Raw genomic sequence first — 24096 nt, 5'->3', positions numbered from 1 at the left:
GCGCATCAGCATTCGATGATGTTGACCGCCAGACCGCCGCGGGCGGTCTCCTTGTATTTGCTTTTCATGTCGGCGCCGGTCTGGCGCATGGTGCGGATGACTTTGTCGAGGGAGACGAAGTGATGCCCGTCGCCGCGCATGGCCATGCGCACCGCGTTGATGGCTTTCACCGAGCCCATGGCGTTGCGCTCGATGCAGGGCACCTGGACGAGGCCGCCAATGGGGTCGCAGGTCAGGCCGAGGTTGTGTTCCATGCCGATTTCGGCGGCGTTTTCCACTTGTTGCACGGTGCCGCCCAAGACTTCGCACAGAGCGCCGGCCGCCATGGAACAGGCCACGCCGACTTCGCCCTGGCAGCCGACCTCGGCGCCGGAAATGGAAGCGTTTTCCTTGTAGAGGATGCCAATGGCGGCGGCCGTCAGCAGGAACCGCACCACGCCATCCTCGTTGGCCCCGGGAATGAAGCGCATGTAGTAATGCAGCACGGCCGGAACGATGCCTGCCGCGCCATTGGTCGGCGCGGTGACAACGCGTCCGCCGTAGGCGTTTTCTTCGTTGACGGCCAAGGCATACAGGTTGACCCAGTCGAGCACGGACAACGGATCACGCAATGCCGCTTCGGGGTTCTTGCACAGCTGGCGATGCAGCGCGGCGGCCCGTCGCTTGACCTTCAGCCCGCCCGGCAGGATCCCTTCATTGCGACAGCCGGCCGCTACGCAATCCTGCATGACCTGCCAGATCTTCAGCAGGCCGGCGCGGGTTTCGGCTTCGGGGCGCCAGGCACTTTCGTTGGTCAGCATCACCTGGCTGATGGACAGGCCGTAAGTGGTGCAATGGGCGAGCAGGTCCTTGGCGCTTTTGAACGGGAAGGTCAGGGGCGTTGCATCCTCGACGATACGGTCGGCACCGGCGGCGCCTTCGTCCACCACAAAGCCGCCGCCTACCGAGTAGTACTCGCGGCTGCGTACCTGCAGCCCGGCGGCGTCGAAGGCACGGAAGATCATGCCGTTGGGGTGGAAGGCCAACGGTTTACGAATCATCGCCAGGTGCAGCTTTTCGTTGAATTCGATGGGGTGTTCGCCGAGCAGGTTCAGGCGACCGCTGCTGCGAATCTCCTGGAGCCGGGCGGATACCGTTTCGGTGTCCACGGTATCCGGGTGCTCGCCTTCCAGGCCCAGCAGCACGGCTTTGTCACTGCCATGGCCCTTGCCGGTGGCACCGAGGGAGCCATACAGCTCGACTTTGACGCTGGCAGTGGTCTTGAGCAGGTCATCACGGCGCAGCCCCTCGACGAACCGGGCCGCGGCACGCATCGGGCCAACCGTGTGGGAGCTGGAAGGGCCGATGCCGATCTTGAACAGGTCGAACACGCTTAACGACATGGTGTTTCTCCGGTTTCTTTTTATGAGTTCGAGATTGGCGTAGATCCCCTTGTGGGAGCGGGCTTGCTCGCGAAGGCGGTGTGTCAGCCAGATAGATGTTGACTGATACACCGCCTTCGCGAGCAAGCCCGCTCCCACAAGGGATAGGCGGTGTTATTGAAAGAGGGGCGAGCTAGCCCGCCCCTTCATGGTCAAGCGTAGCTTTCGATCGACGGGCAGGCGCAGACCAGGTTGCGGTCGCCGAACACGTTGTCGACCCGGCCCACCGGCGGCCAGTATTTGCCTTCGATCAACGACGCCACCGGGTAAACGGCCTGTTCGCGGCTGTAGGGGTGAGTCCACTCGCCGACGAGTTCCGCCGCGGTGTGCGGGGCGTTTTTCAGTGGGTTGTCGTCTTTGTCGAGGCTGCCGTTTTCCACCGCGCGGATTTCTTCGCGGATGCAGATCATGGCGTCGCAGAAGCGGTCCAGTTCTTCCTTGGATTCGCTTTCGGTCGGCTCGATCATCAATGTGCCGGCCACCGGGAACGACATGGTCGGGGCGTGGAAGCCGAAGTCGATCAGGCGCTTGGCGACGTCATCGACGCTGATGCCGCTGCTGTCCTTGAGCGGACGCAAATCGAGGATGCATTCGTGGGCTACCAGGCCATTGCTGCCGGAGTAGAGCACCGGGTAGTGCTCTTCCAGGCGACGGGCGATGTAGTTGGCGTTGAGGATCGCCAGTTGCGAGGCGCGCTTGAGGCCGGCGCCGCCCATCATGCGGATGTACATCCAGGTGATCGGCAAAATGCTCGCACTGCCGAACGGCGCCGCGCACACCGCGCCTTCCTTGCGCTCCATGTTCGCATGGCCCGGCAGGAACGGTGCCAGGTGCGACTTGACGCCGATCGGGCCGACGCCCGGGCCGCCACCGCCGTGAGGGATGCAGAAGGTCTTGTGCAGGTTCAGGTGCGACACGTCGCCGCCGAACTTGCCTGGGGCGCAAAGGCCGACCATGGCGTTCATGTTGGCGCCGTCGATGTACACCTGGCCGCCATTGTCATGAATGATGCCGCAGATTTCGCGGATGCCTTCTTCGAACACGCCGTGGGTGGACGGGTAGGTGATCATCAGCGCGGCGAGGTGTTCGCGGTGTTCGATGGCCTTGGCACGCAGGTCTTCGATGTCGACGTTGCCACGGGCATCGCACGCGGTCACGACCACGCGCATGCCGGCCATGTTGGCGGTGGCCGGGTTGGTGCCGTGGGCGGAGGACGGGATCAGGCAGATGTCGCGACGGTCTTCGCCACGGCTCTGGTGGTAGGCGCGGATTGCCAGCAGGCCAGCGTACTCACCTTGGGAACCGGCGTTGGGTTGCAGCGACACCGCGTCATAGCCGGTGGCGGCGCAGAGCATCGCTTCCAGCTCGTCGGTCAATTGCTGGTAGCCGGCGCTCTGCTCGGCCGGGGCGAACGGGTGCAGGGCGCCGAATTCGGCCCAGGTCACCGGGATCATTTCGCTGGCGGCGTTGAGTTTCATCGTGCAGGAACCCAGCGGGATCATGGTGCGATCCAGGGCCAGGTCCTTGTCGGCGAGCTTGCGCAGGTAACGCATCAGCTCGGTTTCGGAATGGTAGCGGTTGAACACCGGGTGGCTGAGGATCGCCGACTGGCGCACCAGTTCGGCCGGGATGCGGCTTTGCACGCTGGCGGCGAGGGCGGCAAAGTCCGGCAGGGCCTTGCCGTCGGCCAACAGGCTCCACAATGCCTCGATATCAGCCTGGCTGGTGGTCTCGTCCAGGGACAGGCCCAGGCGCTCTGCATCCACCGCGCGCAGGTTGATGCGTTGAGCGTGGGCCTTGTCGTGCAGGGCGGCAGTCTGTGCGCCGGTGTGCAGGGTCAGGGTGTCGAAGAAGCTCTCTTGCTCGACGCTCAGGCCCAGCGCGCCCAGGCCCTTGGCGAGGATCGCGGTCAGGTGGTGGATGCGGTTGGCAATCTGCACCAGGCCTTTGGGACCGTGATACACAGCGTACATGCTGGCGATGTTGGCAAGCAGCACCTGGGCGGTGCAGATATTGCTGGTGGCTTTCTCGCGGCGGATGTGTTGCTCGCGGGTCTGCATCGCCAGGCGCAGGGCAGGCTTGCCGAAACGGTCTACGGACACGCCGACCAGACGGCCCGGCATGTCGCGCTTGAACGCATCCTTGGTGGAGAAATACGCCGCGTGCGGGCCGCCGAAACCCAGTGGCACGCCGAAGCGCTGGGCGCTGCCGATGGCCACGTCTGCACCGAATTCACCGGGTGCGGTCAGCAGCGTCAGGGCCAGCAGGTCAGCCGCGACGGCCACCAGGGCATTGGCGGCGTGGAAACGTTCGGTCAGCTCGCTATAGTCGAACAGGTCACCGTTGCTGGCCGGGTATTGCAAGAGTGCGCCAAAAAAGCCGCTGACGTCGCTCAGTTCGCGTTCATCACCGACCACCACGTCGATACCCAGGGGTTCGGCACGGGTGCGCAGCACGTCGAGGGTCTGCGGGTGGCAATGGCGAGAGGCGAAGAAGGCATTGCTGCCCTTGTTCTTGCTCAGGCGTTTGCAGAAGGTCATGGCTTCCGCAGCGGCGGTGGCTTCGTCGAGCAGCGAGGCGTTGGCGATCGGCAGGCCGGTGAGGTCGCTGATCAAGGTCTGGAAATTCAGCAGCGCTTCGAGACGGCCCTGGGAAATTTCCGGCTGGTACGGCGTGTAAGCGGTGTACCAGGCCGGGTTTTCCAGCAGGTTGCGCAGGATCGGCGCCGGGGTGTGGCAGTTGTAGTAACCCTGGCCGATGTAGGTCTTGAATAGCTGGTTCTTGCCGGCGATGGCCTTGATCGAGGCCAGTGCATCGGCTTCGCTCTGGCCGTCGCCCATGTCCAGCACACTGGTGCCCTTGATGCTTTCCGGGATGACGCTGGCGCTCAGGGCTTCCAGGGAGTCGAAACCCAGGCGCTCGAGCATGGCTTGCTCGTCGCTGGCCCGAGGGCCGATATGACGGGCGATGAATTCGTTGGCGGTGCCGAGATTTACGGTCATGTCGTGGCTCCTCAGGCTTCGGCGTTGGCTTTGATCAGGCGATCGTAGGCGTCTTGATCCAACAGCTTAGCCACTGCGTCGGCGTCGGTCGGTTTAAAGCGAAAGAACCAGCCGTCGCCCAGCGGATCTTCGTTGACCAGTTCCGGGCTGTCGCCGAGCTTGTCGTTCACTTCAAGTACTTCACCATCGAGGGGCATGTACACACCGCTGGCGGCTTTCACCGATTCAACCGTGGAGGCTTCGTCGCCCTTGGCGTAGGACTGCAATTCAGGCAGTTGCACAAAAACCACGTCGCCCAATGCGTTCTGCGCGAAGGCGGTAATGCCTACGGTGACGCTGCCGTCTGCTTCGGTGCGCAGCCATTCGTGATCTTCAGTAAAACGCAACTCGCTCATGGAAACTCCTGGGGCCAGATTTCGTCTGGTGGACGCGAAGAAAGGCGCGGGGCTTGGCCCGGCCGAATGGTTATACCCATAGCAAGAATGCGGCCAATGTTTAAAAGTCTTTGTTTATCAATGGACTGGCGGGTTTTACAGCATGCTCGGCAGGTTGTGCTGTAGCGAAATCGCTACAGCGTGGCGCCTGGGAAAAATTGTTGTGGGATCAAAGCATTGCACAGTGCAGGTTAGCGCGAGGTGTATCGATATCGTTCCGCTGTAGCGCTTTCAGTACAGGTAGAGGTCGTTTTTGATGCGATTCTCGACCACAGAACCTCTGTGGGAGCGAGCCTGCTCGCGAAAGCGGTGTGTCAGTCAACATCAATGCCGGTTGATGCACCGTATTCGCGAGCAGGCTCGCTCCCACAAGGGGATGTGGTGCGCTGGGCTTATGGTTTGTTGGAAATACCGTACTTGCGCAACCGATGGGCAATCGCGGTATGGGAGGTCTGCAGGCGGCTGGCCAACTGGCGAGTAGAGGGGTAGTTGGCATACAGCGATTCGAGCAATTGTTTCTCGAACGCTTCGACGGCCTGCTCCAGGCTTTCGACTTCCACATCGCCCTGGCGCGCCACGGAGGTGCCGGCGATGTCGAGGTCGCCGATGTCCACCAAACTGCTTTCGCAGATGGCGGCGGCGCGGAAGATCACGTTCTGCAGTTGCCGCACATTGCCCGGCCAGCGATTGCCCAGCAATGCCGGATAGGTGCCGGGGGCCAACCGGCAGACCGGGCGCTGGATCTGCGCGCAGGCCTGCTGCATGAAATAACGCGCCAGCAGCAGGATGTCCTGGCCGCGTTCGCGCAGCGGCGGGACTTCGACGTTGAGCACGTTCAGGCGGTAGAACAAGTCTTCGCGGAACGAGCCTTCGCTGACCATTTTCTCCAGGTTGCGGTGGGTGGCGCTGAGGATTCGCACATTGACCTTGATCTCCCGATCGCCACCCACACGGCGAAAGCTGCCGTCATTGAGGAAACGCAGCAGCTTGGCCTGCAGGTACGGCGACATCTCGCCGATTTCATCGAGAAACACCGTGCCCTGGTTCGCCAGTTCCATCAGCCCCGGCTTGCCGCCGCGCTGGGCGCCGGTGAAGGCGCCGGGGGCATAGCCGAACAGTTCGCTTTCGGCGAGGTTCTCCGGCAGCGCGGCGCAGTTCAGGGCCAGGAATGGCGCACCGTGGCGGGCGCTGATGGCGTGGCAGGCGCGGGCCACCAGTTCCTTGCCGGTACCGGTCTCGCCCTGGATCAGCAGCGGCGCATCCAGGGCCGCGACGCGCTGGGCCCGGGCCTTGAGCGTGCGGATCGCCGGGGATTCGCCCAGCAGCGCATCGAAACCCTCGGCGTGGTCGTGATGCAGCGCCGACAGGCGTTCGCCGATGCGGTTTGGCTGATAAAGCGTCAGCAGCGCCCCGGCATCGGTAATGGGCGTGGCGTCCAGCAACAAGGTCTGGCCGTTGAGGGTGATTTCCCGCAGCGGCAGGCGAAAGCCGTTCTCAAGCAGGGCGTCCAGCAGCGCCGCGTCGCCGAACAGCTCGGCCACGCTTTCCCCGGCCGGTTCCCGACCGTACAAGGCGATCAGTGCTGGGTTGGCGAGCAGCACCTTGCCGGCGCTGTCGAGGGCCAGCACCGGGTCAGTCATGGCGGCGAGCAAGGCATCGAGCTGCAAGTGCCGGCGTTGCCCCGGGAGAATGTCCACCACGGTGACCGCCTGCACGCCGCGCACGCTGAACAGTGCCTCGCGCAGTTCGTCGAGCACCTGCGGGCTGAGGGTCGGGGCATCGATGTAGACGTTGGGCGGCACCATCTCCACCGCATCCAGGTTCAAATTGCGCCCGCCGAGCAAAGCCAGGACTTCCTGGGTGATGCCGACGCGGTCGATGAAACTGACGTGGATGCGCATGGGACGGTTTCGGGTTCTGGATTACGAAGGGTGGCAAGTATGCCTTGGGCCGGGGTTTTGGTGAAATCCCGGAGAGTACTCAATCCCCTTGTGGGAGCGAGCTTGCTCGCGATGGCAGCGGATCAGTTGCACTTTATTCGGCTGGCCCACCGCTATCGCGAGCAAGCCCGCTCCCACAGGGGGATTTGGTGAGTCTACTGTTGCTTATAGCTCGTCATCCCACTCAGGCGTCTCGGGAAACTTCAGCACCAGAAAATCCACCAGGCAACGCAGCGCCGAGGGCATGTGCTTGCGCGATGCATACACCGCATACATGTTCATCAGCCGCGGTTCGGCGTGGGCCAGCAGGCGCACCAGTTCACCGCTGCGCAGATAAGGGCCGGCCTGGTAGCTGGGCAGCATCGCCACGCCAGCGCCGGCGATCGTTGCCTGGAGCAGCGTGCTGGCCTCGTTGGCGCTGATGTTGCCCTGCACCGGCACCGCGATCTGTTCGCCGTCCTGCTCGAAATGCCACAAGCTCTTGCCAACGTAGGAATGGGTCAGGCAGTTGTGCCGGCCCAAGTCCTCCACCCGTTGCGGTGTCGGCTGCTCGCGCAGGTAACGGGGCGAGGCGCAGATCACCGAGCGGCACACCGTGAGGCGCCGGGCGATCAGGTTGGGATCGAGATCGTTGCTCATGCGGATCGCCAGGTCGATGCGCTCATCCACCAGGTTCACCGTGCGATCGAACATCTGCAGGTCGACGCTTACCCCCGGGTAGCGCTTGACGAACTCGGCCATGGCTGACGCCAGCTGGGACTGGCCGAATGACGGGCTGGCGGTGATGCGCAGCATGCCCCGGGGCGCGTCTTCCGGCGTGCTCACGGCGGCTTGAATGTCGCCGGACAGTTCGAGCATCTGTCGGCAGCGCGGCAGAATCTCCGAGCCGGCGGCCGTCAGGCTCAGTTTGCGCGTGGTGCGGTGCATGAGCCGAGCACCGACCCAGTCTTCCAGCTCCGCCAGGTAGCGCGACACCACCGGTCGCGACAGATCCAGGTGCTCGGCCGCCGCCGATTGGCTGCCGAGGTCCACCACGGTTACGAACACCCGCATTGCTTGTAGACGATCCATGATCTGCCCGCTTTTAGAAACAAACTATGTCCCAGCATCGCATTTTTTGTATCGAGTCAGGCAACTAAGCTCTGTCCATTCCCTTGCGGACCCTTGGACGACGGAGCACAACATGACCGGATTCACCCCAATCAAACGCCTGCTGCTGGCGACCGCCGCCTTGGCCTTCACCGCCCAGGCCTGGGCGGGCGACTTGACGCTCAATGTCTATAACCCCGGCGCCGCGGCGATTTTTCCGGTGACTTCGGTTCTGGTCAGCGGCGACAAGGAGGCAATCCTGGTGGACGCCCAGTTTGGCAAGGCCCAGGCCGAGGAGGTCGTGGAGAAAATCCGCGCCAGCGGCAAACGGCTGACCACGATTTACATCAGCCACGGCGATCCGGACTACTATTTCGGCCTCGAGACCCTGACCTCAGCGTTCCCTGAAGCCAAGGTGCTCGCGTCGGCAGCGACCGTCGAGCACATCCAGCACACCGCCGACGGCAAGTTGAAATACTGGGGGCCGATCCTGAAGGCCGATGCACCGGCCAAGACTCTCGTGCCCCAGGTACTCAAGGGCGACAGCCTGACGCTGGAGGGCAAGCGCTTGCAGATCATCGGCCTCGACGGCCCGCAACCGGACCGCAGCTTTGTCTGGATTCCATCGATCAAGGCAGTGGTTGGCGGCGTGGTGGTGGCAGAAAACATTCACGTCTGGATGGCCGATACCCAGACGGCGCAATCCCACAAGGACTGGCTGGCGACGCTGGCGGGCATTGAAAAACTGCAACCGGCCACGGTGATCCCCGGCCATTACCTGGGTGAAAGTGCCCGCTCCCTGGCGCCGGTGCGCTTCACCGCCGACTACATCAAGGCCTTCGACGAGGAGACCGCCAAGGCCAAGGATTCCGCTGCGCTGATCGCCGCGATGAAACAACGCTATCCCAACCTGGGGGAGGACAGCTCCCTGGAACTCAGCGCCAAGGTCGCGAAGGGCGAGATGAAGTGGTGACCCTCAACCTTTGATCGGGGCTTTTGTGGCACCAGGGAGCTTGCTCCCGCTGGGCTGCGCAGTAGCCCCCATACCAGCAAATGAGTTGTACCTGGCACACCGCATGAACCTTTTTGCGACTGCTTCGCAGCCGAGCGGGAGCAAGCTCCCTCGCCACGAATGTGTTCATGGCTCCAAGACGCGTTGAAGTAATCCCTACGAATAACCATAGGAGAATCTCATGAGCAAAATCGCAATCATTGGCGCCACCGGCCGGGCCGGCAGCCAGCTGTTGGAAGAGGCCCTGCGACGCGGTCACAGCGTGACGGCCATTGCCCGCAATACGACCAAGATCGGCGAGCGGGCCGGCGTGGTCAGCAAGCAACTGGACGTACTGGAAAGCGAGGCGTTGACCGCAGCAGTCACCGGCCATGACGTGGTAATCAGCGCTGCGCATTTTGCCACCGTGCCGGCCGATAAGGTCATCGCACCGGTGAAAGCCACCGGGGTCAACCGCTTGCTGGTGGTGGGCGGTGCCGGTTCGTTGTTGCTGCCGGATAACAGCCGTGTGATCGACAGCGAGGGCTTCCCGGAGGAATACCTGGCCGAAGCCAGCGCCGGTGCATTGTTCCTCGACGTGTTGCGCAAGGAACAGGACCTGGATTGGACTTTCCTCTCGCCCTCGGCGGAGTTCGTCGAAACCGAGCGCACCGGGCAGTTCCGTGTCGGCAAGGATCACCTGCTGTTCGACCAGGCCGGACGCAGTTGGATCAGCTTTGCCGACTACGCCATTGCGATGATCGATGAAATCGAAACGCCGCAGTTTTCACGGACGCGGTTTACCGTCGGCTATTGATCGCGGGGATCAGCCGTGAAGCCGCACCCAGACGCTGACCAGCACCGTCGCCGCCATCAGCCAGGCGACGGCTGCTATGGCCAATGAGGCTTCGAGGCGCATGCGGTCGACCATCACGTACAGCGTCGCAAGATAGATGAAGTACGGAATGATCGACCACATGCCGAACACGATGGTGGTCTTCAGGTCGTCCACCGAGCGGCCCTTGCCGACAATGTAGTGGGCGATCAGGGCGAACGTCGGAAACAGCGGCACCAGCCCGGCAATGTAATAATTCCTGGTCTTGGCGAGCATCGCCAGGATGACCACTACGGCTGCGCCAAGCGCCGCCTTGAAAATCAGATCCACAGGTTCGCGTCCCCGGTCAGTGGCTCAAGCCATATTTTTTGACTTTGTCGAACAGCGTGGTCTTGGCCATGCCCAGTTCCTGGCTGGCCTGGGTCAGGTTGCCGCCGCTGCGTTGCAATGCGTCCACCAGCAGGTTGCGCTCGAAGGCTTCCACCGCTTCGGCGAAAGCCAGGCCCTGGCTGCCCGCGCTGGCACCGGACTTCTTGAAAGCCGGCAGGCCGAGGGCATAACGCTCGGCGACGTTGCGCAGTTCCCGTACGTTGCCCGGCCAGTCGTGGCTCATCAGGTTCGACAGGGTCTGGTTGTCCAGCTCCGGCACTGTGCGGTCGAAGCGCAGGGACGATTGCTGGAGGAAATGCTCGAACAGTTGCAGGATGTCCTCGCGCCGTTCGCGCAGGGGCGGCAGTTCCAGGGTGACCACGTTGAGGCGGTAATACAGGTCGCTGCGGAACTGCCCGGCCCGGCCCATTTCGTCGAGGTCGGACTTGGTGGCGGCGATCACGCGACAATCCACGGCCACGCTCTGGTTCGAGCCCAGGCGCTCCAGGGTGCGTTCCTGCAACACCCGCAGCAGCTTGATCTGCAAGGGCAGGGGCATGCTTTCCACTTCATCGAGAAACAGCGTGCCGCCATCGGCGTGCTCGATCTTGCCGATCCGGCGTTTGCCCGCACCGGTGAAGGCGTTGGCCTCGTGACCGAAAATCTCGCTTTCGAACAGGTTTTCCGGCAGCCCCCCGCAGTTCAGCGCGACGAACTGTTTGTCATGGCGTCGGCTGAAATCATGCAGGCAGCGGGCGACCAGCTCCTTGCCGGTGCCGGTTTCGCCCTCGATCAATACGTTGGCCGAGGTGTCGGCGACGTTGGCGATCAGCGCTCGCAAATGCTGCATGGCCGGCGAGCGGCCAATGATCCGGCCTTCCAGCGAATCGCGTTCGGCCAGTTTCCTGCGCAGCGTTGAAACTTCCCGGGCCAGGCTGCGTTGCTCCAGGGCGCGGCGGGCGACGTCCACCAGGCGTTCGGGAGAGAAGGGTTTTTCCATGAAGTCGTAGGCGCCTTTCTGCATGGCGCCGACGGCCATGGAGATGTCGCCGTGGCCGGTGATCAACACCACTGGCAGGCTGCGGTCGCGGGCCTTGAGCCGGGTCAGCAGTTCCAGCCCATCGATGCCCGGCAGCCGGATGTCACTGATGACTATACCTGCAAAATCATCGCCAACCCGTTCCAGGGCCTCTTCGGCGCTGCCCACGCCCACGCAGGGAATGTCTTCCAGGGTCAGGGCCTGTTGGCAGCCCAACAGGACATGGGGGTCGTCTTCGACGATCAGAACGCTCAGGTCGTTGTTCATAGCGGCTCGGCAGGTGGAAGGCTTACCAACGGTAAACTGAGGACAAACGTGGTGCCACCATCGTCCGGGTGCTCGACGCCCAGGTGCCCGCCCGCGGCGGCGCACAGGCTCGCCGAAAGCGTCAGGCCGAGGCCCAGGCCTTGTTCGCCGGGCTTGGTGGTGAAGAAAGGTTCGAACAGATGCTTGCGTGCCTGCGGATCGATGCCGTGGCCGTTATCGCGCACCCGCAGGCGGTATTTGCCATCGCTCATCTCACCGGCGAGCCACAGTCTTGGCTCGGGTTGGACTTGCATCGCGTCCAGGGCGTTGCCAATCAGGTTCACCAGGATCTGCTCCAAACGTGTCTGGTCGATTTGCAGCTGGACGTCTTCGAAAGCTGTCTGTGTCTGGACGCCAAGTTTTTCCAGACGCGCCCCGAGCAATTGCAGCGCGGCCTCGACGGCCTTGCCCAGGCTGGCCCGGCCTTTGTCGTCACCGCGCCGGGCAAAGGCACGCAGGCTGGCGGTGATCCGGCCCATGCGATCGATCAGGTCGTTGATGGTCCTGAGGTTGGCGCTGGCAATGTCCAGCTGGCCGCGCTCCAGGAAGCGCACCGTGTTGCCGGACAACGTGCGCAACGCAGCCAGCGGCTGGTTGAGTTCATGGGCAATGCTGGTGGACATCTGGCCGATGGCCGCCAGCTTGCCGGCCTGTACCAGTTCGTCCTGGGCGCGGCGCAGGGTCTCTTCCGCTTGCCGGCGTTCGCGGATCTGGCCTTTGAGCCGCTCATTGCTGGCCCGCAGGTCGGTGGTGCGTTCGGTAATCCGACGTTCGAGCTGGTTGTTGGCTTGCTGCAACGCTTCGCGGGCGGCGAGGCGGGTGGCAATGACCTTGCGCCGCTCGTTCCAGGCGATCAGCAGGAAGGCCACCAGGGCAAACGCCACGGCCACCAGGATGCCCTGGTTGATCGCTTGGCGGCGCAGGTCTTCAAGCGGGGTGAGCAAGGTGAAATTCCACGGCGTGTCGCTCAATGGCCGGGTTTGCGAGAGGTAGCTGGTGGCCTGCTGGTCGGCGGCGATTTCGGTATTGGCGGGGAAAGTCAGCTTCTCCATGCCTTCGGCCAGTTGCTCGCGGGCCAGGGGGATCAGTTCGTTCAGTGGGAACCAGTAATATTGCAGGCTGCGGGCCAGGCGTTCCTTGGTTTCGTCGCTCAGCGGCCGTACGGACTTGAGCCGTCGCGCTGGATCGCTGGAGAGGATGATGATGCCGTTCTCGTCGCTGACGAAGGCTTCCAGGCGTGCTCGCTGCCAGCGTTCCTCCATGGCTTCGAGACGCACCTTGACCACGGCCACGCCGATGATCTTGCCCCTTTCTTCCAGCCCATGGGCCAGGTAGTAGCCCGGCTCGCCGTTGGTGCTGCCGATGCCGTAGAAGCGTCCCGGCTGGCCGCGAACGGCGTTCTGGAAGTAGGCGCGGAATGACAGGTCTTCGCCCAGGTAACTGTCGACGTCGCGCCAGTTGCTGGTGGCCATCACCCGGCCGGTGGTGTCCATGACATAGATGGCCCGGCTACGGCTGCGCCGATTCAGGCCTTCGAGGTATTCGTTGACGGTCTTGCGGTGCTCGGGTGTCGGGTCGTCGAGCAGTTTCGAGACGCTGGATTCAAGCTCGAGCAGGCTGGGCAGATAGGTGTATTTGCTGATCTCGCTTTCCACCGCCCGGGCATGCAGTTCCAGCTGGCGCTCGCCATTTTCGGCCAGGCCGCGAATGCCGTAGTGCTCGCTGATCCAGAAGCCGAGGTAACCCAGGCCGATCATCAGCGCAATGACCAGCGGCGGCAGGAACAGGTGGCGGATCAGGCGGGGTTTCACGGCGAGTGATGGCGGCGCGGCGCGATAGAGGGTGGGGTCGCATTTCATCACAGAAGCCTTGGGTCAACCAGTGAGGCGGCGATTGCCCTTCAAACGCGGTCCCGTGGCGAGGGAGCTTGCTCCCGCTCGGCTGCGAAGCAGTCGCAAAACGGCTAATGCGGTATGCCTGATACATCGCATTTGCCGGATTTGGGGCCGCTACGCGACCCAGCGGGAGCAAGCTCCCTCGCCACAAGGGCAAGCGCGTCTAAAGAAGGCGACGCTTAGTGCTGCAGGATTTTCTCAAGGAAATGCTGCGCGCGTTCGGAGCGGGCGCTGATGTCGCCGAAGAACTCTTCCTTCTCGCAATCCTCGATGATCTGGCCCTGGTCCATGAAAATCACCCGGTTCGCCACTTTGCGGGCGAAGCCCATTTCGTGGGTCACGCACATCATGGTCATGCCTTCGTGGGCCAGTTGCACCATCACGTCCAGCACTTCGTTGACCATTTCCGGGTCGAGGGCCGAGGTCGGTTCGTCGAACAGCATCACCACCGGGTCCATCGCCAGCGCACGGGCAATCGCCACGCGCTGTTGCTGGCCGCCGGAAAGCTGGCCCGGGTGCTTGTGGGCGTGGGCGGACAGGCCGACGCGCTCAAGCAGTTGCAGGCCTTTTTTGGTGGCTTCTTCCTTGCTGCGGCCCAGCACCTTGATCTGCGCGATGGTCAGGTTTTCGGTGATGGTCAGGTGCGGGAACAATTCGAAATGCTGGAACACCATGCCCACCCGCGAACGCAGTTTCGGCAGGTTGGTCTTCGGGTCGGCGATGGAGGTGCCATCGACCACGATGTCGCCTTTCTGGAACGGCTCCAGCGCGTTGACGCACTTGATCAGCGTGGACTTGCCCGAACCCGACGGCCCGCACACCACCACAACCTCACCCTTGCTGACCTCGGTGCTGCAATTGGTCAGTACCTGGAAGTCCCCATACCACTTGTTGATGTTCTTGATAGAGATCATACGGCGAACCTTTTTTGCAGACGCTTGACCAGCAGCGAGGCGGCAAAGCTGATTGTGAAGTACACGAGACCTGCGATGATCAGGAACTCATTGGAGCGGCCGATGATGTCGCCATTGGCCCGCGAAGCATTGAGGAAGTCCACCAGGCCGACGGTGTAGACCAGCGAGGTGTCCTGAAACAGGATGATGCTCTGTTGCAGCAACAGCGGGGTCATCTTGCGAAACGCCTGGGGCAGGATGATCAGGCGCATGACCTGGCCATAGTTCATGCCCAATGCCTGTGCCGCGCCCATCTGGCCCTTGGGGATCGACTGCACGCCGGCCCGGACGATTTCGCAGAAGTAAGCCGCCTCGAACATCATGAACGCCACGACGCAAGAGCCGAACGCGCCGATCGGCGTGTCTTCACCGGTGATCCAGCGCAGCACGAACGGCACCGCCAGGTAGAACCAGGTGATGACCAGCAGCAACGGGATCGAGCGGAAATAGTTGACGTAGGCGCCAGCGATGTTGGAGACCAGCTTGTTGTGGGACAGGCGCATCAGCGCCAGGATCGTCCCCAGGATGATCCCGCCAACGACGCCCAGGGCCATCAGCTTGAGGGTCATCACCATGCCGTTCCACAAACCGGGAATGGCCGGGATGATGCCTGTGAAGTCGAATTCCATTATTTACCCCCCACAGAGATCAGGCCGGGCACCGCGACTTTCTTCTCGACCATGCGCATGAGCAGCATCAGGCTCATGTTCAGGGTGAAGTAGATCAGCGTCGCCAGGGTAAAGGCTTCGAACAGGTTGGCCGAGAACTCGGCGGTCTGCTTGGTCTGCGCGAGCAGCTCCATCAGGCCGATCAGCGAGGCCACGGAGGAGTTCTTGAAGACGTTGAGAAATTCCGAGGTAAGCGGTGGAATGATGATCCGGTAGGCCTGGGGCAGCAGCACGTTCCAGTAGATCTGCGGCAGCTTGAAGCCCATGGCGCGGGCGGCGGCTTCCTGGCCGCGTGGCAGCGCCTGGATGCCGGTGCGCACCTGCTCGCAAACCCGTGCGGCAGTGAACAGGCCCAGGCAGACGACGACGCTCAGGTAGGCCGAGGTGGTCGGGTTGAGGTCCTGCTTGTACCATTCCTGCATGTCGGCGGGAAGCAGGTCCGGCACCAGGAAGTACCAGATGAACAGCTGCACCAGCAGCGGTACATTACGAAAGAGTTCCACGTAGCAAGTCGCGATGCCCGACACCAGCCGGTTCGGCACGGTGCGCATCACACCCAGGATCGAGCCCAGCAGCAGGGCAATGATCCAGGCGACGACGGCGATGGCTATGGTCCAGCCCAGGCCGGCCACGTACCAGTCGAGATAGATCTCGCTGCCCACGCCGGTGGACTTGAAGAACACGCCCCAGTCCCAGTTGTAATTCATCAGGGTCTCCCCTCAGATCGATCGATGTACAAATATCTGCAGGGGGAAGTCCTTTCCCGCCCGATCTTGACGATCGGGCACACACTCTCGGCTCGACTCGCCGTTTCGAGTGTTTCCTTTGATTCCAGCAGGGAATGACACACTCCTGGAAGGGCCGGGCCCTTCCAGGAGGTAAGGTTAGTCAGAAATCAGGATTTCTTTTCGTCAGCCGCTTTGTCGGTCGGCGTGGCGATCAGTGCCTTGAGTTCGTCGCTCATCGGGAAGTTGAGGTTCAGGCCTTTTGGCGGGATAGGTTGCATGAACCATTTTTCGTAGATCTTGTTGATCTCGCCCGACGCGTAGGTGGCCTTGATCGCGTCATCCACAGCCTTTTTGAACGGCTCGTCGCCCTTGCGCACCATGCAGCCGTAGATTTCGTAGGACTGTGGAGTACCGGTCACCGCCCAGTCATCAGCCTTCTTGGCCTTGGCGGCTTCGCCGGCCAGCAGCGCGTCGTCCATCATGAACGCGACGGCACGACCGCCTTCGAGCATCTGGAAGGATTCGCCATGGTCCTTGGCGGAAATGACGTTCATGCCCATTTGCTTGTCAGCGTTCATGGATTTGAGCAGGCGCTCGGACGTAGTGCCGGCAGTGGTCACGACGTTCTTGCCTTTCAGGTCGTCAAAATCCTTGTACTTGGAATCTTTCTTGGTCAGCAGCCGGGTGCCGATCTCAAAGATGCCCACGGAGAAGGCGACTTGCTGCTGGCGCTCGACGTTGTTGGTGGTGGAGCCACACTCCAGGTCCACGGTGCCGTTCTGTACCAGCGGGATACGGGTTTGCGAAGTGACCAGGTTGTACTTGACCTGCAGGTTCGGCACATCCAGCTCTTTTTTCAGGGCTTCGACGACTTTCAGCTGGATGTCGTGGGAGTAGCCGACCGGTTTGCCGGAAGCGTCCGCGATGTAGGAAAACGGAATGGAGGCGTCGCGGTGGCCGAGCGTGATGACGCCGGACTCTTTGATCTTTTTCAGCGTGCCGGTCAGTTCGGCGGCGAAGACCGGAGTGCTGATCAGAGCGGCAGCAACGGCTGCGCCCAGGAGATGGGGAACGATGCGCATCGATGTTTCCTCGACATTGTTTTTTTTGTATTCGGCCGGTTCACCGGCCCTGAGTGCTTCGAATGCCTGGCAGCTCCTGTTGTGTTGGCGTACAGGCGTTCGTCTCCACGAGTGTAGAGCATGACTCGTGCCAGGCCAGTGGCAGTTTGGTAAGGCTATGTTTTTAAAAGAAATTAATGTTTTGTTTCAGGTTTTTGGCCGGTTGTTTATCCGGTTTGCCGAACTGACTGTCGGGTCGTGTTCGGAAAACCGAATGACCTGAGAGCCCATCGACTCCTGTGGGAGCGAGCCTGCTCGCGAAGGCGGCCTCTCAGTTCCATCAGTTGGGAAGTGGATGGCCTCTTCGCGAGCAGGCTCGCTCCCACAGGGATCCGTGGCGGATCCGGATAACAAAAAGCCCCTGAACTCAGGGGCTTTTCGTTTAGCTAGCGCGATACAGCTCAGGCCGCTTCGATCTTGCGCCGGTTGTGCTCGACCTTGTCCAGGTACGTGCGAAGCTTCTCCTGTTCAGCGGCGGTTGTGAACAAGCCCAGCTTGCTGCGACGCCAGAGAATATCCTCGGCGTCGATGGCCCACTCGTCGCTGCACAGATAGTCGACCTCCCGGGTATAAAGGCCCGCGCCGATGTGCTCGCCCAGGTCGGCAAGGCTGTGCACGCCTTCGAGCATGCGCCAGGTGCGGCTGCCATAGGTAGTGGCCCAGCGGCGGGCGATATCGGTGGGCAGCCAGTCGAACTTGTCGCGGATTGCCGAGCACAAAGCCTGTGGCGTGGTCATGTTCTCGCCGCCGGGCAAGGTCTCCAGGGCCGTCCAGCTCGGGCGCATCTGGGTGAAATACGGAGCCAGCTGGGCCATCGCCGACTCGGCAAGCTTGCGGTACGTGGTCAGTTTGCCGCCGAACACCGACAACAACGGAGCCTCCTGGTCACCACCCGACAGCGCCAGGGTGTAGTCCCGGGTCACGGCGGAAGGGTTGTCGGATTCGTCGTTGCACAAAGGCCGAACCCCGGAGTAGCTGTGCAGGATGTCGTCGCGGCTGATCTGCTTCTTGAAGTGCGCATTGACGACCTTCAGCAGGTAGTCGGTTTCGCCCTCGGTAATTGCCACCTTGGCCGGATCGCCGGTGTATTCGCGGTCGGTCGTGCCTATCAGGGTAAATTGATTCAGATACGGGATGGTGAAGACGATGCGCTGGTCTTCGTTTTGAAGAATGTGCGCATGCTCGCCTTCGTAGAGTTTTGGCACGATCAGATGGCTGCCCTGGATCAGGCGGATGCCGTAGGGCGATTCCATCTTCAGGTCATCACGAATGAACTTGGCGACCCATGGGCCGGCGGCGTTCACCAGCGATTTGGCCAGGATTGAAAACAGGCTGCCGTCGGCACGTTCCAGGTTCAATTGCCACAGGCCTTTACTGCGCCGAGCGCTGACGCAACGGGTGCGGGTGTGGATATGCGCACCTTTTTCTCGCGCCGCCATGGCATTGAGCACCACCAGCCGGGCGTCATCGACCCAGCAATCGGAGTATTCGAAGCCTTTGGTGATCTCGCTTTTTAATGCGCTGTCGGCGCCGAATTTCAGACTCCGGGAGCCGGCGAGCTGCTCGCGCTTGCCCAGGTGATCATAAAGGAACAGGCCGGCGCGGATCATCCAGGCCGGACGCAGGTGCGGGCGATGGGGCAATACGAAGCGCATCTGCTTGACGATGTGCGGAGCCTTGGTCAGCAGCACTTCGCGTTCGGCGAGTGCTTCACGTACCAGGCGGAATTCGTAATGTTCGAGATAACGCAGGCCGCCATGGATCAGCTTGCTGCTGGCCGAAGAGGTGTGGCTGGCCAAATCGTCCTTTTCGCAAAGGAACACCGAAAGACCGCGACCGGCAGCATCCGCGGCGATCCCTACACCATTGATACCGCCACCGATGACGGCGACGTCATAGATTTCAGCGAGAGGGGGCATAGGCAAGGTGGAATTGGGCATCGGCTGGCCTCGGGTTCTTTTTCGAAATATTTGAATTCGAACATAAATGTTCATTTGCGAAAATACTAGCCCATAAGCACAGCAACAGCCAGTCGAATCCGATTGAAAATACTGATCGAAGTACGCTGAAAGGAAAATTTTCGAACAAAAAGGAGTTGAGGAGTGCTTCTGTGGCGAGGGAGCTTGCTCCCGCTGGATGGCGAAGCCATCCCAAGCAGGCCGGCGTTTTTCTTCAGGCTAACCCCATCAGGCCGATTTACGACGGCTGCGCCGCCGAGCGGGAGCAAGCTCCCTCGCCACAGGGGATCGGGGGTGAAGTCAGACCACTTCCAGGCGAATCTTGTGCTGGCTCAACAACTGCGCCAGGGCCGGCACCGGTTGCTGGTCGGTCACCAGGCAATCGATCAGGCTGATCGGGCCCAGGCGGACCATGGCGTTGCGCCCGAACTTGCTGGAATCCGCTGCCAGTAATACCTGCCGGGCGTTGGCGATGATGGCTTGGGAGACCCGGACTTCCTGGTAGTCAAAGTCCAGCAGGCTGCCGTCCTCGTCGATCCCGCTGATGCCCACCAGGGCGAAGTCGACTTTGAACTGATTGATGAAATCGACGCTGGCCTGACCGACCACGCCGCCGTCACGGCGCACGTTACCGCCGGCGATCAGGACTTCGAAATCATCCTTGGCACTGAGGATCGATGCCACGTGCAGGTTGTTGGTGATGACTTTCAAATGGTTGTGGTTGAGCAGCGCCCGGGCGATGGATTCGGTGGTGGTACCGATATTGATGAACAGCGAGGCGTGGTCGGGAATCTGCGCAGCGATCGCTTCGGCGATGCGTTGCTTCTCATCGCGCATCTGATCGGCGCGCATGGCGTAGGCGGTGTTTTCCACGCTGGAATCGTAAGCGGCGCCGCCGTGGTAGCGGCGCAGCAGGTTCACTTCCGCCAGTTGATTGATGTCGCGGCGGATGGTCTGCGGGGTGACAACAAATAGCTGCGCCATTTCCTCGATGCTGACATAGCCGCGTTCGCGGACCAGTTCAAGGATTTGCTGCTGGCGGGGAGGCAGATTCATGGGGCTTCCTTTGGGCTGCCGTACAAAATTTGCCCATGATGCCGCAGGAATCCTTTCCCGACCAGTTTCAGATCCTCATCATCCCCGGCTCAGCTGTCATTCAGCGTCTTCGTGGGGCTCCCAATCGCGCGTGCGGCTGACGGCTTTTTTCCATCCTGCGTAGAGTTTTTCCTTGGCTTGCTCATCCAGCTGCGGCTCGAACTCGCGCTCGATGACCGCTTTGCCACGCAACTCTTCCAGGCTGCCCCAGAAACCGCATGCCAGGCCAGCCAGGTATGCCGCGCCGAGCGCAGTGGTTTCGCGCATTTTCGGGCGTTCGACCTGCGTGCCAAGAATGTCGGCCTGAAACTGCATGAGGAAATTGTTGGCCACGGCGCCACCGTCCACGCGCAAGGACTTGAGGCGTTCGCCGGCATCCTGTTGCATGGCGTCGAGTACGTCGCGGGTCTGGTAGGCGATGGATTCCAGCGCGGCCCGGATGATGTGATCGACCCGCACGCCACGGGTCAGGCCGAACAGCGCGCCACGGGCGTAGGGGTCCCAGTACGGTGCGCCGAGGCCGGTGAAGGCTGGCACCAGGTAAACGCCGTTGCTGTCCTTGACCTTGTTGGCGAAGTATTCGGTGTCGAGGGCGTCGTTGATGATTTTCAGTTCATCGCGCAGCCACTGGACGGTAGAGCCACCGTTGAACACCGCGCCTTCCAGGGCGTAGGCCACTTCGCCGCGAGGACCGCAGGCGATGGTGGTCAGCATGCCGTGGTTGGATTTGACGGCTTTGTTACCGGTGTTCATCAGCAGGAAGCAGCCGGTGCCATAGGTATTTTTCGCCTGGCCCGGTTCCACGCACATTTGGCCGAAGAGGGCGGCCTGCTGGTCGCCGGCGATGCCGCCAATAGCGATGCCGCTTTTGGTCCGGCCGTAGATTTCCGAGGATGATTTGACTTCCGGCAGCATCTCGCGAGGGATGTTGAGGATGTCGAGCATCTTCGCGTCCCACTCCAGCGTGTGGATGTTGAAGAGCATGGTGCGAGAGGCGTTGGTGTAGTCGGTGACGTGGACCTTGCCGCCGGTAAATTTCCAGATCAGCCAGCTGTCCACGGTGCCGAACAGCAATTCACCGTTGCGCGCGCGCTCGCGGCTGCCTTCGACGTTGTCGAGGATCCACTTGAGCTTGGTACCGGAAAAGTAGGGGTCGGTCACCAGGCCAGTGGCTTCACTGATGTACTGCTCGTGGCCATCGCGCTTGAGTTGTTGGCAGATTTCGGTGCTGCGTCGACATTGCCAGACTACCGCGTTGTAAATGGGGCGGCCGGTGGACTTGTCCCAGACTACGGTGGTTTCGCGCTGGTTGGTGATGCCGATTGCGGCGACCTGGTCGTGGTGCAAACCCGCTTGAGCCAAGGCTTCCACCATCACCGCGCTTTGCGTGGCAAAGATTTCCATGGGGTCATGCTCGACCCAGCCCGGTTGCGGATAATGCTGGACGAATTCCCGTTGGGCGGTGCAGACCACGTTGGCGTCACGGTCGAAAATAATGGCGCGTGAGCTGGTCGTACCCTGGTCGAGGGCAATGATGTAGTTTTTGTTCTCTGAGTCAGTCATGTCGATTGCCTTGGGACGTGTGTTTGGGATGAAGCCATGGCGCATGCTTGAAGGGCAGCGGCATGCGCCCATTGTTTCAGGAAGTTCTTGGCTTGCCGTCAATGGCCGGTTCTGCATCCTTTGTAGCAGCCTTGGCACCCGGCAGGTGTCGGGCAATCAATCCGCGATACGCGGCAGCGCCCAGGCACGCACCCACTATCGGCGCGAAAATCGGAACCAGGAAGTAAGGGATGTCACGCCCGCCCGTGAGGGAAATTTCACCCCAGCCAGCGAAGAAAGTCATCAATTTTGGACCGAAGTCCCGCGCCGGGTTCATCGCGAAGCCTGTCAGCGGCCCCATCGAGCTGCCGATCACGGCGATCAGAAGGCCGATCAGCAGCGGCGCAAGCGCACCACGAGGCAGGCCATTGTTGTCGTCGGTCAGGGACATGATCACGCCCATCAGGATTGCAGTGATGATCATCTCCACCAGAAAGGCTTGGCCGGTGGAGAGCGCCGGGTGCGGGTAGGTGGAGAATACCGAAGCCAGTTCGAGGCTGGCTTGGGTGCCACGAATCATCTGTCGGGACTGTTCGAAATCGAAGAAAAGATTGCTGTACAGCGTGTAGACCAAGAGCGCGCCACAGAATGCCCCCGCCACCTGGCAGACAATATAGAAGGGCAGTTTGCGTTTTTCGAAATCGGTAAAAATACACAGGGCGATGCTGACGGCGGGGTTGAGGTGGGCGCCGGAAATACCCGCGCTGAGGTAGATGGCCATGCTGACCCCGACACCCCAGATGATGCTGATTTCCCACAACCCGAAACTCGCACCCGCGACCTTGAGCGCCGCGACGCAACCGGTACCGAAAAAAATCAGCAGGGCGGTGCCGAGGAATTCGGCCAGGCATTGGCTGGAAAGGGTGGGCTGTTGTAAAGCGGTAGTCATGCAAACCTCGGTGTTTTTGTTCTTGTCTGGCGCCTTCGATAAACATTGAAGACGCGTTCTTCGCCGAGACCAGGATCCCCATCCAGGTCTAGGGTGCTGTTTGAGACAGGTAAATCTGCTTTCAGTTTCGAAAAAATATAGACAAGAAACGCTGGTGTCAAAGGTCGAAAGTGAACCGTCGGTCACATTTGGATTATTCGTCACGTGAATGTCTTGCTGTGCACCCTGCCGGGAGATCATCCCAGTAGGCTCACGACGCCTTTTCATTGCCGATGGCTTAGAATCCGCGCCACTCTTTTGCTTTTTCCTGGTCAGGAGCCGTCATGACCCCCGCATTGGACCTGCTTAAAAAAGTGCGCGCCGAACATCGCATCCACAGTTACGAACATGACCCGAAGGCTGCCTCCTATGGGCTGGAGGCGGCTGAAAAACTCGGTCTGGATCCGGCGCAGGTGTTCAAGACCCTGTTGGCGGCCAGCGAAAAAGGCGAATTGCTGGTGGCTGTGGTGCCGGTGGCCGGGAGCCTGGATCTGAAAGGCCTGGCTCATGCAGCCGGGGTGAAAAAAGTCGAGATGGCCGATCCGGCCGCGGCGCAGCGTTCGACCGGCTATTTGCTGGGCGGGATCAGCCCGCTGGGTCAGAAAAAGCGTCTTCGCACGTTTATCGACAATTCTGCGCAGCCGTTGGCCAGCATGTTCGTCAGCGCGGGGAGGCGCGGGCTGGAAGTGGAACTGGCGCCTGCGGTACTGGCGGAGCATACCGGAGCGATCTTTGCTGATATCGGGCGTGCCTGAGTCTGTTGGTGGCCGCTGCGCCCAAGCGGGAGCAAGCTCCCTCGCCAGAATGATTTGAATCTTCAAGATCGATTGGGCGTCAGATTTCATGTGCGCTGTAGGGTGAAAATTCTGCTGATCTGTCACTGGCTAAACGATGTCCGGGCAGCTCATGCTCGCGCATCCATAAAAAAGGAGAAGTGCCATGCAGCTCGCGTTTCATCAAGTCGATGCGTTCAGTGACCGGCCGTTTGGCGGTAACCCGGCGATGGTCTATCGGCTCGATGCCTGGCTTGCCGATGAACTGATGCAGAAAATTGCCGCAGAACACAACCTGGCCGAGACCGCTTTTCTGGTACGTGAGAACCAGCGTTGGCACATTCGCTGGTTCACGCCCACCACCGAAGTGCCGCTGTGTGGGCACGCGACGTTAGCCAGCGCTCATGTGCTGTTCGAGGTTTACCGCGAACCGGCCGAGCGACTCGACTTCATCTGCAGGTCCGGAGCGTTGAGTGTCTCTCGTGAAGGCGATCGGTTGTGGTTGGATTTCCCGGCCATCGTGCCGACTGAGTTGGGCGCCTCCCTGGCGGTCCAGAGCGCCTTGGGTGTCGAGGCGGTGGATGTGCTCAGTTGCAACGAATTGTTCGTGGTGCTGGAGTCGGAGCAGGCAGTGCTCGATTGCAAGCCGGACATGGCGGCCCTGGCGAAGCTGCCGTGGCCGGGCGCGATCGTTACCGCACCGGGAAGCAAGCACGATTTTGTCTCGCGCTATTTTGCCCCGGCGATCGGCATCAACGAGGATCCGGTAACCGGATCGACTCATTGCAGCTTGATTCCATACTGGTCCAAACGCCTGAACAAACATGGCCTGACGGCCTATCAATGCTCGGCGAGGGGCGGGGCATTGTTCTGCCGATTGGAAGGTGAGCGGGTGAAGATTGGCGGGGATGCGACGTTGGTGGCTAGCGGTACGCTGACGCTGGGGTGA

The 24096-nt window shown here is 61.4% G+C and carries 20 protein-coding genes; 4 read left to right on the top strand and 16 right to left on the bottom strand.

The features are described 5' to 3' along the window. Positions 1 to 5: 5 nt before the first annotated feature. From J3P96_RS22140 to J3P96_RS22120, 5 genes are all read right to left on the bottom strand, one after another. Positions 6 to 1382, bottom strand: a complete 1377-nt coding sequence (locus tag J3P96_RS22140) for an L-serine ammonia-lyase (RefSeq protein ID WP_434653519.1) — start codon at positions 1380 to 1382, stop codon at positions 6 to 8. Between the two features lie 191 nt (positions 1383 to 1573). After that, positions 1574 to 4423 carry an aminomethyl-transferring glycine dehydrogenase gene (gene gcvP, locus J3P96_RS22135; RefSeq protein ID WP_434653518.1) on the bottom strand — a complete coding sequence of 950 codons (2850 nt, stop codon included), beginning with the start codon at positions 4421 to 4423 and terminating at the stop codon, positions 1574 to 1576. Between the two features lie 11 nt (positions 4424 to 4434). Further along, entirely contained in the window at positions 4435 to 4818 is a 384-nt protein-coding gene (gcvH, locus tag J3P96_RS22130) for a glycine cleavage system protein GcvH (RefSeq protein WP_434561638.1), read from the bottom strand. A gap of 431 nt (positions 4819 to 5249) precedes the next feature. Next, positions 5250 to 6758 (bottom strand): sigma-54-dependent transcriptional regulator, encoded by a 1509-nt coding sequence (locus J3P96_RS22125; protein WP_434653517.1) that lies wholly within the window; start codon positions 6756 to 6758, stop codon positions 5250 to 5252. A 204-nt stretch (positions 6759 to 6962) separates the two neighbouring features. Continuing rightward, a complete protein-coding gene (locus J3P96_RS22120) occupies positions 6963 to 7868 on the bottom strand; it encodes a LysR family transcriptional regulator (RefSeq protein ID WP_434653516.1) in 906 nt (301 codons plus the stop codon). 112 nt (positions 7869 to 7980) lie between these two features. On the opposite strand from J3P96_RS22120, the gene J3P96_RS22115 reads away from it, so the two are divergent. After that, positions 7981 to 8859, top strand: a complete 879-nt coding sequence (locus J3P96_RS22115; protein WP_434653515.1) for an MBL fold metallo-hydrolase — start codon at positions 7981 to 7983, stop codon at positions 8857 to 8859. Between the two features lie 220 nt (positions 8860 to 9079). Beyond that, positions 9080 to 9694: an NAD(P)-dependent oxidoreductase gene (locus J3P96_RS22110; RefSeq protein WP_434653514.1), complete on the top strand. Its 615-nt coding sequence runs from the start codon at positions 9080 to 9082 to the stop codon at positions 9692 to 9694. Positions 9695 to 9703: 9 nt separating this feature from the next. Here the strand turns inward: J3P96_RS22110 and J3P96_RS22105 are convergent, their stop codons facing one another. The 11 genes from J3P96_RS22105 to J3P96_RS22055 all read right to left on the bottom strand — a co-directional run bounded on the left by J3P96_RS22105 (position 9704) and on the right by J3P96_RS22055 (position 22335). Further along, the gene (locus tag J3P96_RS22105) at positions 9704 to 10033 is read right to left on the bottom strand and encodes a GlpM family protein (protein WP_434658292.1); all 330 of its coding nucleotides are present in this window, start codon (positions 10031 to 10033) and stop codon (positions 9704 to 9706) included. A 25-nt stretch (positions 10034 to 10058) separates the two neighbouring features. After that, the gene (locus J3P96_RS22100; protein WP_305501337.1) at positions 10059 to 11339 is read right to left on the bottom strand and encodes a sigma-54-dependent transcriptional regulator; all 1281 of its coding nucleotides are present in this window, start codon (positions 11337 to 11339) and stop codon (positions 10059 to 10061) included. A 44-nt stretch (positions 11340 to 11383) separates the two neighbouring features. Next, a complete protein-coding gene (locus tag J3P96_RS22095) occupies positions 11384 to 13285 on the bottom strand; it encodes a sensor histidine kinase (protein ID WP_434653513.1) in 1902 nt (633 codons plus the stop codon). 215 nt (positions 13286 to 13500) lie between these two features. Then, positions 13501 to 14235, bottom strand: coding sequence for an amino acid ABC transporter ATP-binding protein (locus tag J3P96_RS22090; RefSeq protein ID WP_014339893.1), 735 nt, complete (start codon positions 14233 to 14235; stop codon positions 13501 to 13503). After that, positions 14232 to 14903, bottom strand: coding sequence for an amino acid ABC transporter permease (locus J3P96_RS22085; protein WP_014339892.1), 672 nt, complete (start codon positions 14901 to 14903; stop codon positions 14232 to 14234). The genes J3P96_RS22090 and J3P96_RS22085 overlap by 4 nt, the downstream gene beginning before the upstream one ends. Beyond that, positions 14903 to 15649 (bottom strand): amino acid ABC transporter permease, encoded by a 747-nt coding sequence (locus J3P96_RS22080; protein WP_434569610.1) that lies wholly within the window; start codon positions 15647 to 15649, stop codon positions 14903 to 14905. The genes J3P96_RS22085 and J3P96_RS22080 overlap by 1 nt, the downstream gene beginning before the upstream one ends. A gap of 188 nt (positions 15650 to 15837) precedes the next feature. Next, entirely contained in the window at positions 15838 to 16752 is a 915-nt protein-coding gene (locus tag J3P96_RS22075) for a glutamate/aspartate ABC transporter substrate-binding protein (protein ID WP_434653512.1), read from the bottom strand. 440 nt (positions 16753 to 17192) lie between these two features. Next, the gene (gene glpD, locus J3P96_RS22070; protein WP_434653511.1) at positions 17193 to 18731 is read right to left on the bottom strand and encodes a glycerol-3-phosphate dehydrogenase; all 1539 of its coding nucleotides are present in this window, start codon (positions 18729 to 18731) and stop codon (positions 17193 to 17195) included. A gap of 318 nt (positions 18732 to 19049) precedes the next feature. Then, a complete protein-coding gene (locus tag J3P96_RS22065) occupies positions 19050 to 19805 on the bottom strand; it encodes a DeoR/GlpR family transcriptional regulator (protein ID WP_003204973.1) in 756 nt (251 codons plus the stop codon). A gap of 96 nt (positions 19806 to 19901) precedes the next feature. After that, positions 19902 to 21407, bottom strand: coding sequence for a glycerol kinase GlpK (glpK, locus tag J3P96_RS22060; protein WP_305496365.1), 1506 nt, complete (start codon positions 21405 to 21407; stop codon positions 19902 to 19904). A gap of 76 nt (positions 21408 to 21483) precedes the next feature. Then, complete coding sequence (locus J3P96_RS22055; protein WP_434653510.1) at positions 21484 to 22335, bottom strand: MIP/aquaporin family protein; 852 nt, start codon at positions 22333 to 22335, stop codon at positions 21484 to 21486. 323 nt (positions 22336 to 22658) lie between these two features. On the opposite strand from J3P96_RS22055, the gene ybaK reads away from it, so the two are divergent. Then, positions 22659 to 23129: a Cys-tRNA(Pro) deacylase gene (gene ybaK / locus J3P96_RS22050; protein WP_305496364.1), complete on the top strand. Its 471-nt coding sequence runs from the start codon at positions 22659 to 22661 to the stop codon at positions 23127 to 23129. 184 nt (positions 23130 to 23313) lie between these two features. Beyond that, complete coding sequence (locus J3P96_RS22045) at positions 23314 to 24096, top strand: PhzF family phenazine biosynthesis protein (protein WP_434625702.1); 783 nt, start codon at positions 23314 to 23316, stop codon at positions 24094 to 24096.

Origin of the sequence: Pseudomonas sp. R3-56 (genome assembly GCF_051132075.1) — a bacterium.
GTDB lineage: Bacteria > Pseudomonadota > Gammaproteobacteria > Pseudomonadales > Pseudomonadaceae > Aquipseudomonas.
This window is presented reverse-complemented; position numbering and strand designations above follow the sequence as displayed.

Coding starts and splice junctions, on each gene's coding strand:
- J3P96_RS22140 (WP_434653519.1), bottom strand. CDS start 1,382: ATGTCGTTAAGCGTGTTCGACCTGTTCAAGATCGGCATCGGCCCTTCC.
- gcvP (WP_434653518.1), bottom strand. CDS start 4,423: ATGACCGTAAATCTCGGCACCGCCAACGAATTCATCGCCCGTCATATC.
- gcvH (WP_434561638.1), bottom strand. CDS start 4,818: ATGAGCGAGTTGCGTTTTACTGAAGATCACGAATGGCTGCGCACCGAA.
- J3P96_RS22125 (WP_434653517.1), bottom strand. CDS start 6,758: ATGCGCATCCACGTCAGTTTCATCGACCGCGTCGGCATCACCCAGGAA.
- J3P96_RS22120 (WP_434653516.1), bottom strand. CDS start 7,868: ATGGATCGTCTACAAGCAATGCGGGTGTTCGTAACCGTGGTGGACCTC.
- J3P96_RS22115 (WP_434653515.1), top strand. CDS start 7,981: ATGACCGGATTCACCCCAATCAAACGCCTGCTGCTGGCGACCGCCGCC.
- J3P96_RS22110 (WP_434653514.1), top strand. CDS start 9,080: ATGAGCAAAATCGCAATCATTGGCGCCACCGGCCGGGCCGGCAGCCAG.
- J3P96_RS22095 (WP_434653513.1), bottom strand. CDS start 13,285: ATGAAATGCGACCCCACCCTCTATCGCGCCGCGCCGCCATCACTCGCC.
- J3P96_RS22090 (WP_014339893.1), bottom strand. CDS start 14,235: ATGATCTCTATCAAGAACATCAACAAGTGGTATGGGGACTTCCAGGTA.
- J3P96_RS22085 (WP_014339892.1), bottom strand. CDS start 14,903: ATGGAATTCGACTTCACAGGCATCATCCCGGCCATTCCCGGTTTGTGG.
- J3P96_RS22080 (WP_434569610.1), bottom strand. CDS start 15,649: ATGAATTACAACTGGGACTGGGGCGTGTTCTTCAAGTCCACCGGCGTG.
- J3P96_RS22075 (WP_434653512.1), bottom strand. CDS start 16,752: ATGCGCATCGTTCCCCATCTCCTGGGCGCAGCCGTTGCTGCCGCTCTG.
- glpD (WP_434653511.1), bottom strand. CDS start 18,731: ATGCCCAATTCCACCTTGCCTATGCCCCCTCTCGCTGAAATCTATGAC.
- J3P96_RS22065 (WP_003204973.1), bottom strand. CDS start 19,805: ATGAATCTGCCTCCCCGCCAGCAGCAAATCCTTGAACTGGTCCGCGAA.
- glpK (WP_305496365.1), bottom strand. CDS start 21,407: ATGACTGACTCAGAGAACAAAAACTACATCATTGCCCTCGACCAGGGT.
- J3P96_RS22055 (WP_434653510.1), bottom strand. CDS start 22,335: ATGACTACCGCTTTACAACAGCCCACCCTTTCCAGCCAATGCCTGGCC.
- ybaK (WP_305496364.1), top strand. CDS start 22,659: ATGACCCCCGCATTGGACCTGCTTAAAAAAGTGCGCGCCGAACATCGC.
- J3P96_RS22045 (WP_434625702.1), top strand. CDS start 23,314: ATGCAGCTCGCGTTTCATCAAGTCGATGCGTTCAGTGACCGGCCGTTT.